This is a genomic window from Chryseobacterium taichungense, assembly GCF_900109935.1.
Classification (GTDB): Bacteria; Bacteroidota; Bacteroidia; order Flavobacteriales; family Weeksellaceae; genus Chryseobacterium; species Chryseobacterium taichungense.
Window position 1 is genome coordinate 18,298 of sequence record NZ_FOBV01000002.1, and the last position, 12,045, is coordinate 30,342.

The window sequence follows — 12,045 nt, forward strand, 5'->3', positions numbered from 1 at the left end:
TAATTTTTAATAAGTTAAACAATATAAATAAATTATCAAATTTAATATTAAATTATGCTTTGAATAATTAATATTTGTTTAACTTTGAGACTGTAATTAAATTATATCACCTTAAAAACCAAATCACAATGCAAAATTTTTTGAAAAACGCCAAGAAATTAAAGAAGTCAGATCTTAAAAACATCGTAGGAGGTGTAGGAGGCGGTGGCTCACTGGGAACTCCTGATCTTTCACTTTGCGGATGCAGCTGTACAGGCGCTGTTACAGGTCCAAAATACTGCTCCTCTTATATCGCTTGTCCACAGGTAATTACCTGCTAATCAACAGAATTATTTCAATTAGAAATAAACATTTCCACATTTAATACGCAAAAGCCTTCTGGTTCTCCGGGAGGTTTTTGTAATGATATATGTAAATTTTTTTTGAGCTTGTTGGTTATTTATAAATCTTCAAAGCTTTTATTGACAAGATATTCCGATCTGCTGTTTTTGGCTTCTCCGATCTTTTGTTTTGTATAGATGCTGTTGTTCCCTGAAAATAAATAAGCAACAATACATGCTATTGCGATATAAACACCGCATTCGGCTCCAAACAGTTCAATCCCCATTAATGTGCAGGCTAACGGAGTATTGGTAGCTCCTGCAAAGACCGCTACGAAGCCCATTCCTGCTAATAAGGAGAATGGAAGAGGGATAACAAGGGAAAGCGCACTGCCCAGTGCAGCCCCGATGAAAAATAAAGGAGTAACCTCACCACCTTTGAAACCTGCGGAAAGTGTAACCACCGTAAAAATCATTTTTAAGGCAAAATCATAGAAAGGAAGTTGTTTTCCGAATGCTTCTTCAATCACAGGAATTCCCAGCCCGATATATCGTGTTGATCCCATTGCAAAAACTGTAACAGCTATGATTATTCCTCCGACAAAGGATCGGAATGGCTGATAATGTATTTTTGATTTGAACAAGGAACTCGCCTTATGCATCATTTTACTAAAAGATGCAGCACATATTCCGAAAGCTATTCCGGCAATGATGCAGTAAACGAATGATGAGAGATCAATTTTAGGGATAAAATCAATATGATAATGCGTGTGCTGTACATTCCAGAGTTTAGTAACCTGGTCTGCTAAAATGGCAGAAGCAAAAGCAGGAAAAATGCCGTTGTATCTGATTTTACCTATTAAAAAAACTTCCAGTCCAAAAACCGCTCCGGCCAGAGGAGTTCCGAAAACCGAACCGAACCCTGCAGCAATTGATGAAATGATCAGAACTTTCCTTTCATTTTGATTTAATCTTAAAAGTCGACTAAACTGATCCGAAATGGCTCCGGCCATCTGCAAGGCTGTTCCTTCACGTCCTGCCGATCCTCCAAAAAAATGAGTGACTATCGTTCCAAGGTAAACAAATGGTGCCATTTTGAAAGGAATAGTTTCTCTGCCAGGTTCATGGATCGTTTCAAGCAACAGATTATTTCCTGCTTCAACGTTTTTTCCATAGTAATAATATAACATCCCGACGATCAATCCGGCCAATGGCAGAAAAGCAATCAGCCACCTATGCTTCTCTCTGAAATCTGTAGCCCACGACAATGATTCTAAAAATCCCGCAGAAGCAGTTCCTACAAGGATCCCGATGATAATACTGATTAACAGCCATTTGATAACATATAATAATGCTGGATATTTCCGTAAGAAAAATCGGGTACGGATTTTTGTTTTTCGGGTGAAAGGTTTTAAATTTTTAGACATAATTTACCTGATCAAGTTACTGTTAATAATCTTTTTAATCAGGCGTCATCAGCTTTTGAAAAGCGGTTGGGCAAGGAAGAACACCATTTCCTTTTTAACGTTACAAATATAAAAATTATTTCAGAAAGAAATCATGTTTAGCAATAAAATCCCGGCTGATGCGAATACTTTCAAACATATCTTTATCGCTGGAATCCTGCTCAAGAAACCAATATTGAAGACCAGCTTTTTCCTTTACTTTAAAGATTTTTTCGAAATCAATGGTTCCGTTTCCGATTTCTGCAAAGTCTTTTGTTTGGACTTTCATATCTTTCACATGCCACAAAGGAAATCTTCCCGGGTATTTTTCAAAATAGCTTATGGGATCAAGCCCTGCTTTGGCAATCCAGTATAGATCAAGCTCCATTTTTACCAAATCAGATGAAGAATGCGTTAAAATAAAATCATAAACATTTTGGTTTTCATCAAATTTTTCAAATTCAAAATCGTGATTGTGATAGGCAAACTGTATTCCCGCATTCTTTGTCATTTCCCCTGATTTGTTAAATAACTCGGGGAGCTTCTTATAATTTTCAATGGTTCTTTCTTCCGGGAAAAGGTAGGAGCACACCATATATTCTGAATTAATAAAATGCAGATCTTCTACGGATTTTCCCCAGTTTTGTAATAAAGTTCCTTGTTCTTTGTGCTGAATTCCCGTAGTATGATGTGAACTGATAACTCTAAATCCAGTATTTTTCAGGATCTCTTTAAACTCATTTCTGTTTTTCCCGAAAAAATTACCGTTGTATCCATAAATTTCGAGTCCGGTAAAGCCTAATGAAGCAAGTTTCTCCATTGTTTTTTCAAGGTCTTCTGCAATAGCATCACGAACGGTATATAACTGAATAGCCAATGTGTTTTTTCTTTTATTTACATTAAAAATTCCACAGGAATATAAGCCTAAAAATCCCAGGGATGAAAGTTTTATAAAGTCTTTTCTAAGCATTACAGGAAAGGTTTCATTTCATCTTCGATCTGTGTCCTCAGCTCCATCAGGCGTTTGGCGTATTGTTCCTGTTGTTTTTCTTCTTGCGTTTCAGGGATCCATTTGGGGACAGGAAGCTTTTTCCCGTTTTCATCAACCGCAACAAAAACAATAATACAATGGGTCTTCTTATCGAATTTCGGCTGTTTCAGGTTCCGTGAAAAAACATTTATCGAAATATGCATGCTTGAAGATCCGGTGTAAATCACCTGTGCTTCTACTTTTACAATTTCCCCGATTTTTATAGGTTCATAAAATCTGATTCCACCGACATACACAGTAACGGAATAGTTTCCACTCCAGGTTGTGGCACATGCATAGCCGGCCTGGTCAATCCACTTCATGACGCTTCCTCCGTGTACATTGCCTCCATAATTAACATCCGAAGGTTCGGAAATAAACTGAAAAGTAATTGGCTTGTTCTCCATTAATCAAAAAATTTGATTAAAGGTATTTATAATTTTTAAAATTTTAGATTAAATCTTACTTTTGAAGGCGAAAAACTTAGTTTTTATCCTAATATAAATTATCATCTTTATGAAAAAAGTATTTCATTTAAATACATGCGATACCTGTAGAAAAATTTTGGCACAGTTTGATCTTACAGACTGGGAAATGCATGAAATAAGAAAACAGCCACTGACGGAGGAAGAGTTGCAGGAAATGTACAATCATACAAAATCTTACGAAGCATTATTCAGCAAAAAATCGACACAGATTAAATTAAGAGGACTTGATATAAAATCTTTAACAGAAAATGATTATAAAGGATTATTATTGGATCATTATACTTTTCTTAAACGTCCGGTTTTTCTTACAGAAGATCAGATTTTTGTGGGAAATGATAAGAAAAATATTGAGGCTTTACAGACATTTTTTGGAGTGAAGTAGCTTTGTAAAGAATTCAAATTTAAAATATGTTTTGAATAGTCTCAAACCTCACAGGTTTTTAAAACCTGTGAGGTTTTTTTGTCAATTGCTTATCGAACAACTTTGATGAAAGTCTCAAACAAATATTTCGCAATCAATAACTTTTCAAAATACTCCGGATTGATTGAGAGAATACAATTTGATTGACTAATAATTCTAGCCCGGATAGGAACGGCATCCTTTATTTTTGGCGGGAGCGAAGCTCCCGCCAAAAATAAAGATATAGTGGATAGCCGGATCAAGCTCCTAAAAAAATAAAACCTGCGACAAAGCAGGTTTTACAGTATTTTAAACTTTGTCAAAAATGTAGACTTTGACGAAGTGATATTACGAGATTACACAAATGGTGCTTTCACCACTTTGGCAGGAATATTCTTATTTCTTACCTGGATGAAAATCTCAGAACCTAATTTAAAATGAGATTTGTCGACATAAGCAAGACCCAAACCGACTTTTTTCATTGGAGACTGTGTTCCTGAAGTTACTTTTCCGATCACGTTTCCTTCTGCGTCTACAACAGGGTAGTCGTGTCTCGGAACACCTTTGTCAGTAAGCTCGAAACCAACTAATTTTCTGGTTACCCCTTCTTCTTTTTGTTTCGCAAAAACTTCTTTAGAAATAAAATCTTTATCAAATTTCGTAATCCACCCTAAGCCTGCTTCTATCGGAGAAGTGGTATCATCGATATCGTTTCCGTAAAGGCAGAAACCTTTTTCAAGACGTAACGTATCTCTGGCAGCCAGTCCGCAAGGGATAATTCCTTCTTCGGTACCTGCTTCGATAATGGCATCCCAAAGAGTTACGGCATCTTCGTTTTTAAAATAAATTTCAAATCCGCCGCTTCCGGTATATCCTGTGTTGGAGATGATTACATCATTCACGCCTGCTACAGATCCAACAGTAAAGTGATAATAAGGAATTTCTGAAAGGTTGGTTTCTGTTAGTTTCTGAAGAATTTCAGTTGCTTTCGGACCCTGAACAGCCAATAATGACATATCGTCTGAAGCATTTGTCATGTTTGCTCCGAAAGTATTGTATTTAGAGATGTGATCCCAGTCTTTATCGATGTTTGAAGCATTGACTACTACGAAATATTTGTCGTCCTCCATTTTGTAAACGATCAGGTCATCCACAATTCCTCCATTTTCATTAGGAAGGCATGAATACTGAGCTTTTCCGTTTTCCAAAGCGTCTACGTTGTTTGTCGTAACGTACTGTAAAAGTTCTTTGGAACCAGGTCCTTCAATGAAAAATTGTCCCATGTGGGAAACATCAAACAGACCTGCCTTTTCTCTTACGGCAAAATGTTCTTCCGTAACTCCGGAATATTGTACAGGCATTTCAAAACCTGCAAAAGGTACGATTTTAGCACCCAAAGACACGTGCTTGTCGTACAATGCTGTCTTCTTCATATTTAATTTTTATTTCTATTTCTTTATTTTAAAACTGTCAAAAGCTTCGTTGAAAATTTTCATATAATTGCCGTTCCAGTATTTCTGGCTGCAATTTACAGATACCAGGTAGAGGTTTTTATCTTTCTGAAATACTTTCGTAAGCCATATTAGCTTTTCTTTTTCATCAAGATATTCGTAAAAATATTCTGTGTATCCTTTTTTACCGCTTTTAGAGGTGACTTTTTTTTCCTCGTCCGCAGATTTGTAAAGCGCAAGAATGAATTTTTTGGTTTCCGCTTTCGGAAGCTTCAGATCGTGATATTCTGAAATAGTGATGGCCCCTATTTGATTAGGAGGAAAGATATTGATTATATCATCATTATTCGTAACTTTCCAGCCGGCGGGATGGCTGATGGAGTAATTTTCACTCTCATAAGTCTCTGTGGGAACAGATTGGGCATAAAACAGTGATCCTAAAAACAGCAGAAACGTAAGAATTATCTTTTTCATGAATTGAAATGGTGTTTATATTCTTCAAGAATAATCTTGAACCATTCTGTAAAATTCTCCGGATGTTCCGACATTTCCTGATCAAGATCTTCAAGAGTGATGTAGCGTACTTCTTCCACTTCTTCTTTATTCAGATAAAATTCGTCTTCGAAAATCCCTACGAAAACGTGATCCAGTTCGTGCTCCCAAAGGCCGTTGCCGACATCAGCTTTATAAATGAAACTGAATTTTTCCGAAAGATCGGCTTCAATTCCGAGTTCTTCTTTTACGCGGCGTCTTGCGCCTTCAAGATAAGTTTCCTCAATTCTGGGGTGAGAACATACTGCATTGGTCCATTTTAATGGAGAGTGGTATTTTCCTGAAGCTCTTTTCTGCAAAAGCATCTCGCCTTTGCTGTTGAACAGAAATACTGAAAAAGCTCTGTGCAAAAGGCCGTTGACGTGTGCCTGCTGCTTTTCCATCGTGCCGGTGATCTGATCTTCAGGATTGACTAAAACTACGTATTCTTCCATTTTTACAAATGTAAGTCTAATAAATGTATTTTGGAAATTTTTGGTTAAACATCATGATTTTTAGATATAACAAAATATGTTGTCAGAATTTTATTATTCGCCAAAAGAATATTTTTAACTTTAATTACAAAAAATAACCGTTTTTATTAAAATTATTAATCAAATATTCAAATGTGGTTTAAAAAATTCACATTTGCTAAGTTTAGCAGGACTTATTGATGTAAAAGCCGTAACTTTGCCATTCAAATTTTTATGATGGAATTAGAGTACAAAGAGCACATTAGCCCTATCCTGAAAGATGGCGTAAAAAACTACCTGATTGATATTGACGGAACCATTACAGAAGATGTTCCGAACGAAGAACCTGAGAGAATGGTTACCTGCGAGCCTTTTCCTGATGCACTGGAAACCATCAACAAATGGTATGATGAAGGACATCAGATCTGTTTTTTCACATCAAGAACAGAAAACCTTAAGCAGATTACCATCGACTGGCTCGACAAGCATGGTTTCAAATATCACAGCGTACTTTGCGGAAAGCCCAGAGGCGGCAATTATCACTGGATCGATAATCATCTGGTAAGAGCAACAAGATACAAAGGGAAATTTACAGATCTTGTTGAAAAGCAGGTAACGATTGAAGTTTTCAAAGAGGAAGAATAAAAATTTAATAAACGGATTAAACGATTAATTTTACCTAACCTTATTCTGTCGTTTAATCTTTAATATAATGACAAAAAATTTTATGAAAGTTTTAGCAAACGACGGCTTGGATCAATCTGGTATTGATGCATTGACTGAGAAAGGTTTTGAAGTAATTACCACAAAAGTTCCGCAGGAGTTTTTGATGGATTATATTAATGAACATAAGATCCGTACTCTGTTGGTGCGCAGTGCAACACAGGTAAGAAAAGATATTATCGACAACTGTCCGTCTCTGGAAATCATCGGGCGTGGCGGTGTAGGAATGGATAACATCGACGTTGATTATGCAAGAGAAAAAGGAATTCATGTGATCAATACGCCGTCGGCTTCATCAGAATCTGTAGCTGAACTGGTTTTTGCCCACCTGTTTTCAGGAGCAAGATTCCTGCAGGATTCCAATAGAAAAATGCCTGTAGTAGGTGATACTGAATTTGCTACACTTAAAAAAGCATATGCCGCAGGTATCGAACTAAAAGGAAAAACCATCGGTATTGTAGGGATGGGTAGAATCGGGCAGGAAGTTGCTAAGATCGCTTTAGGTCTTGGAATGAGAGTCGTTGCAGCGGACAGTAATGTAGGGAAGGCAAGTATTAAAGTAACCTTTTACAATAAACAGTTTATCAATGTTGATATTGAAACAGAACCACTTCAGGATGTCCTTCAGCATTCCGATTTCATAACGCTTCACGTACCGGCTCAGAAAGACGGATATATGATCGGGAAAAATGAATTTGAGATGATGAAAGACGGCGTAGCCATCGTGAACTGTTCAAGAGGTGGCGTAATTGATGAAACGGCTTTAATTGAAGCATTGGATTCAGGAAAAGTTAAGTTTGCAGGGCTTGATGTATTTATCAATGAACCGACACCTTCTAAAGAAATTCTGAATCATCCAAAGATCTCTATGACACCACATACCGGTGCCTCTACACTGGAAGCTCAGGACAGAATCGGGCTTTCTCTGGCAGAACAGATCTCAAGTATTCTACAGATTCAGTAATTGAATGTAACAGAAAAATAGATAAAGCACTTCGGGATGAAGTGCTTTTGTTTTATACGTTGTTTTTAGCTTTTAGCAAATCTCTGATTTCCATCAGCAGTTTTTGGTCTTCAGTAAGTACGGGTGCTGCAGGAGCTTCTTCTTTCGGTTTTTTATTGAGGCTGTTAACCCCTTTAATCAGAAGGAATAATACAAAAGCTACAATAAGGAAGCTGATCACGGAAGATAAAAAATTACCGTACTTTACACCTCCCCATGAAAGTTCTGCAATGTTCTTTACATTAGCCTTTTCCAACGCAGGATTCAGCAGGAGAGGAGTGATGATATCATCCACGAATGATTTTACAATAGCACTGAAAGCAGCACCAATAATCACACCGACAGCAAGGTCGAGAACATTCCCTTTGAATGCAAATTCTTTAAATTCTTTTACAAATCCCATATTATATTTTTTAAGTTTATCTGGAAACAGGGAATTAAGTTACAAAAAAATGTGTAAATATTGATACTTAAATAATATTCTTAATGAATAGGTACCGATTAGGTATAAATTTTATCCTGATATATTATGATAAATCTCTTGGCGTATTACTTTTAAATTTACTTTTTCGTAAATTGCTCTTAAGACATCATAAATAATATTTCAATGAAGATTTTCACAGCAGAGCAGATTCGTAATTGTGATCAATATACCATAAAAAATGAACCGATTTCTTCGATCCAGCTAATGGAACGGGCGGCAGAAGCCTGCGTAGACTGGATTTCCGAAAACTGTAATCATCACAGAAACTTCGCCATATTCTGCGGAAGCGGAAACAATGGTGGTGATGGCTTTGCAATAGCGAGAATGCTGTATCAGAAGGGTTTTGATATCGATATATTTACCAATTCAAAATCAAAATTCTCTCCGGATGCCCTGGAAAATTTTAAACATATCAGAGAAATATCAGGGATAACGGTAAGAGAATTCAAAGAAGCAATGAACTACCGGTTTGACAGCAGAACGGTCATTATCGATGCGCTATTTGGAACCGGGCTTTCCAGAAACTTAGAGAATCAAATGAAGGATCTTGTTGAATTTTTAAACCAAAAAAACAATATAAAAATTTCCATTGATCTCCCTTCTGGACTATTGGCAGATGGTATGTCAGATTCTGCTGCTACCGTTTTAGCGGCTGATTATACCCTCAGCTTTCAATTCTGGAAAAAATGTTTTCTTCATACCGAAACCGGAAAATTTGCCGGAAAAGTTCAGATTTTAGATATTAATTTAAGTCAGGATTATATTGACGAGACAGAAGCTCAGGATTTTGTCATCGATGAAGAACTGATTAAAAATATTTTCAGGGTCAGAAACGAATTTTCACATAAAGGGACGTATGGAAAGATTACTATTGCCGGTGGAAGTTATGGCAAAATGGGGGCTGCGGTACTTTCTGCGAGGTCAGCGCTTAGGACTGGTGCAGGTCTTACTTTTGTGCTCGCTCCCAAATGCGGATATGAAATTTTGCAGACCTCTGATCCGGAGGCCATGTTTATGGAAGGTGGAATCGACTATATCGACAATTTCGAGTTTGATGAAACATCGGTATGCGGAATAGGTCCCGGTTTGGGAACTCACAAAAAGACATCAGAAAGCCTTTTAAAATTCCTGAAAAATTACTCAAAGCCTTTAATTCTGGATGCGGACGCATTAAATATAATTGCTGAGAATCCTGATCATCTTCTTTTAATTCCGCAAAATTCCATCATTACGCCGCATCCGAAAGAATTTGAAAGGCTGTTTGGGAAAACTGAGAATTCTTTTGAAAGAACTTTGTTGGCCAAAAATAAAGCGCATGAACTTCAGATTTATATTGTATTAAAAGATCATCATACGCAGGTTATCACACCGGAAGGAAAGGTGTTCTATAATATTACCGGCAATTCCGGACTTGCAAAAGGTGGTAGCGGAGATATTCTGACAGGCATTATCACCTCATTACTGGCTCAGCAATATTCTGAAGAAGAAGCTGCTCTGCTTGGCGTATGGTTCCACGGAAAGGCTGCCGAGTTTGCTTCCGAAAAGTATTCTAAAGAATCGATGCTGCCTACCGACGTCATTGCTGAATTCGGGAATGTTTTTGCGGAGTTGAATGCGAAGGTTCAGAAGGTTTTATAAGACGAGTAGAATAGACGGACAGAAAATAGATGTGATATAACCTGAGATCAGGATAAGAGATATTTTAAATAATTGATTTTTCAAAATAAAATTATTTTATCGCAAAGAGAAACAAAGAAATGTTTAATTTTTGAAATGCTTTTAAGTTAAACAATGCCACTTCGTTTATAAGAGTAACACAAGAATTTTGTATTACTTTGATAAGTTTTACGCCTTTGTATATCATAAATTTTTAAAAACCATGTGATTAATACTTTTGTTTAGCTTTGCGTGGTATATAAATTATCCTGAACTCAGGTTAATATAAAAAGCAAGCCTGAATAGACTTGCTTTTTTTAACGGCTTTTCCGTAAATATATTTTTTAAATTATTCAGGTTTTTCGTTTTCGGCCTGCGTAATTTTAAACTTCTTAGAAATAATCATGATCACAACACCGGCAATCATAAAAGGAATCGATAGCACCTGTCCTGTGTTTAATCCTCCAAACTGGATGAATTCGTCACCCTGAGGCTCTTTCAGGAATTCTACAAAGAATCTGATGGCCCAAAGAATGATGAAAAACAGACCAAATAGCCATCCCTGCTGGTATTTCTTGTCGGTTTTTCTGTATAATATCCACAAAAGGACAAACAGACATACATATCCGAACGCTTCGAACAGTTGTGAAGGATAACGGGGAACAGTTACTCCGTACTCACTGCTTTGTTGCGGGAAAAGTAAAGCAAAAGGAGAGTTGGGATCTGCCGGCTTTCCGATAATTTCAGAGTTGAAGAAGTTACCCATTCTTACAAAAGCACCACCCAAAGCAACGACGATTCCCAGTCTGTCATATACCCAGAAAGGATTTTTCTTAATGATTTTAAATGAGTAATAAAGAGTGGTAAAGATCAAAGCGATGGTTGCCCCGTGACTTGCCAATCCGGAAAAACCCGTAAAGTGAAATCCGTTTTTGGTGCTGATTGGCAAGAATACACTCCAAAAATCTTCTTTAAACAATTCCGGCTGATAGAAAATAACATGTCCCAGACGTGCTCCGAGAATTGTTCCCACCAATGTCCATGTAAATAAAGGTTCAAGATATTTTTGGTTAACATTATCAATCTTAAATATTTTTGTCATTAAAACATAACCGAATCCGAATGCGAAAATGAACATTAAGCTGTAAAAGTGTAGGGTAATTGGACCAAGCACAATTCCTTTTGAAGGATCCCAGATTTTAAAAGGGGTCTCCAGGCTTACCTGATCTGCGGAAGCGATAGGCTTGTTGGATTTTACCGCGTATTTAAAGGTTTCGATGTTTTCCTTGGTTGCAGGAGACTCTATCAGTCTGAAATTTTTATCCAGGAGCTGGTATTTTGCCTGCTTCAGCTTATCCAGGGTCATAGCACCGAAACTAAAGAATGCGGGCTCGAAATTCGATTCGTTCAGAATAATCAGTACATTCCCGTCTACTTTTCTGTCAGGAAATACATTAAGGTCGCCTAATTCAGTCGTGCTGTATATTTTTACAGGTACGCTGGTGGAGTTGATTTTTAAAGTTCCTTCCGACATTCCGTCCGGATAATTCTGCGCAAATAAACATTGGGTGATCAGCGCAAAAATGACGAGATACATTCTGAAAAAAATATTACTCATTTCTATTTTTTTAGTAGTTTGTTTTAATCTAAATTTTACTTTTTTTTAGTGGAACAGGATCATAGCCGCTTCCTCCCCAGGGATGACATCTTGAAATTCTTTTTATGCCCAGCCAGAACCCTTTAACTGGTCCGTGTACCTGCAACGCTTTTACCATATAATGCGAGCATGTCGGTTCATACCTGCAGTTTTTAGGGAGCAGCGGTGAAATAAACCATTGGTAAAACCGGATAAGAATTACCAGAGGAAAAGTGATTATTTTATTGGCTGTGACTTTCAAAACATTGCAAAAATAGGCTAAAAAATTGGAAATTGGTTTAAATATGTCAGAACTTTCGGCAGTGCGAAAGAGTGTTTGTCGGAGATTTTCCAGGGTTGGTCGATTTGTTGTTTTATACAGTTGATTCAACAGAAATAATAATT

General features: G+C 37.0%; 14 protein-coding genes and 1 riboswitch. Of the genes, 5 read left to right on the forward strand and 9 right to left on the reverse strand.

The window, feature by feature from the left end:
- The first annotated feature begins 128 nt into the window (after positions 1 to 128).
- Positions 129 to 320 carry a hypothetical protein gene (locus BMW64_RS03855; RefSeq protein ID WP_089998551.1) on the forward strand — a complete coding sequence of 64 codons (192 nt, stop codon included), beginning with the start codon at positions 129 to 131 and terminating at the stop codon, positions 318 to 320.
- 119 nt (positions 321 to 439) lie between these two features.
- Here BMW64_RS03855 and BMW64_RS03860 read toward each other — a convergent pair whose 3' ends face one another.
- From BMW64_RS03860 to BMW64_RS03870, 3 genes are all read right to left on the reverse strand, one after another.
- Positions 440 to 1,747 carry a voltage-gated chloride channel family protein gene (locus BMW64_RS03860; protein WP_089998552.1) on the reverse strand — a complete coding sequence of 436 codons (1,308 nt, stop codon included), beginning with the start codon at positions 1,745 to 1,747 and terminating at the stop codon, positions 440 to 442.
- A gap of 32 nt (positions 1,748 to 1,779) precedes the next feature.
- Positions 1,780 to 1,847: riboswitch (Fluoride riboswitch) on the reverse strand.
- Positions 1,848 to 1,862: 15 nt separating this feature from the next.
- Complete coding sequence (locus tag BMW64_RS03865; protein WP_089998554.1) at positions 1,863 to 2,735, reverse strand: sugar phosphate isomerase/epimerase family protein; 873 nt, start codon at positions 2,733 to 2,735, stop codon at positions 1,863 to 1,865.
- Positions 2,735 to 3,202 carry an acyl-CoA thioesterase gene (locus BMW64_RS03870; protein WP_089998556.1) on the reverse strand — a complete coding sequence of 156 codons (468 nt, stop codon included), beginning with the start codon at positions 3,200 to 3,202 and terminating at the stop codon, positions 2,735 to 2,737. The genes BMW64_RS03865 and BMW64_RS03870 overlap by 1 nt, the downstream gene beginning before the upstream one ends.
- Positions 3,203 to 3,311: 109 nt before the next feature.
- Here BMW64_RS03870 and BMW64_RS03875 point away from each other — a divergent pair, with 109 nt between their 5' ends.
- On the forward strand, positions 3,312 to 3,665 hold the full coding sequence (locus BMW64_RS03875; protein WP_089998557.1) for an arsenate reductase family protein: 354 nt from the start codon (positions 3,312 to 3,314) through the stop codon (positions 3,663 to 3,665).
- 374 nt (positions 3,666 to 4,039) lie between these two features.
- Here the strand turns inward: BMW64_RS03875 and gcvT are convergent, their stop codons facing one another.
- Genes gcvT through idi form a run of 3 tightly spaced genes read right to left on the reverse strand, consistent with a single transcriptional unit; the run spans position 4,040 to position 6,120 of the window.
- On the reverse strand, positions 4,040 to 5,116 hold the full coding sequence (gene gcvT / locus BMW64_RS03880) for a glycine cleavage system aminomethyltransferase GcvT (RefSeq protein WP_089998560.1): 1,077 nt from the start codon (positions 5,114 to 5,116) through the stop codon (positions 4,040 to 4,042).
- 15 nt (positions 5,117 to 5,131) lie between these two features.
- A complete protein-coding gene (locus BMW64_RS03885; RefSeq protein ID WP_089998562.1) occupies positions 5,132 to 5,608 on the reverse strand; it encodes a hypothetical protein in 477 nt (158 codons plus the stop codon).
- Positions 5,605 to 6,120, reverse strand: coding sequence for an isopentenyl-diphosphate Delta-isomerase (idi, locus tag BMW64_RS03890; RefSeq protein ID WP_089998565.1), 516 nt, complete (start codon positions 6,118 to 6,120; stop codon positions 5,605 to 5,607). Before idi ends, BMW64_RS03885 begins: the two co-directional genes overlap by 4 nt.
- 255 nt (positions 6,121 to 6,375) lie before the next feature.
- On the opposite strand from idi, the gene BMW64_RS03895 reads away from it, so the two are divergent.
- Complete coding sequence (locus BMW64_RS03895) at positions 6,376 to 6,783, forward strand: LNS2 domain-containing protein (protein ID WP_089998567.1); 408 nt, start codon at positions 6,376 to 6,378, stop codon at positions 6,781 to 6,783.
- Between the two features lie 82 nt (positions 6,784 to 6,865).
- Positions 6,866 to 7,825, forward strand: coding sequence for a D-2-hydroxyacid dehydrogenase (locus BMW64_RS03900; protein WP_089999252.1), 960 nt, complete (start codon positions 6,866 to 6,868; stop codon positions 7,823 to 7,825).
- Positions 7,826 to 7,877: 52 nt separating this feature from the next.
- Here the strand turns inward: BMW64_RS03900 and mscL are convergent, their stop codons facing one another.
- A complete protein-coding gene (gene mscL / locus BMW64_RS03905) occupies positions 7,878 to 8,267 on the reverse strand; it encodes a large conductance mechanosensitive channel protein MscL (protein ID WP_089998569.1) in 390 nt (129 codons plus the stop codon).
- Positions 8,268 to 8,471: 204 nt separating this feature from the next.
- Between mscL and BMW64_RS03910 the strand changes: the two genes are divergently transcribed.
- Positions 8,472 to 9,986 carry an NAD(P)H-hydrate dehydratase gene (locus tag BMW64_RS03910; RefSeq protein WP_089998571.1) on the forward strand — a complete coding sequence of 505 codons (1,515 nt, stop codon included), beginning with the start codon at positions 8,472 to 8,474 and terminating at the stop codon, positions 9,984 to 9,986.
- 367 nt (positions 9,987 to 10,353) lie between these two features.
- Here BMW64_RS03910 and lgt read toward each other — a convergent pair whose 3' ends face one another.
- Positions 10,354 to 11,220 (reverse strand): prolipoprotein diacylglyceryl transferase, encoded by an 867-nt coding sequence (lgt, locus tag BMW64_RS03915; RefSeq protein ID WP_228400865.1) that lies wholly within the window; start codon positions 11,218 to 11,220, stop codon positions 10,354 to 10,356.
- A gap of 430 nt (positions 11,221 to 11,650) precedes the next feature.
- Positions 11,651 to 11,902, reverse strand: a complete 252-nt coding sequence (yidD, locus tag BMW64_RS03920) for a membrane protein insertion efficiency factor YidD (RefSeq protein WP_089998572.1) — start codon at positions 11,900 to 11,902, stop codon at positions 11,651 to 11,653.
- Positions 11,903 to 12,045 lie beyond the last annotated feature (143 nt).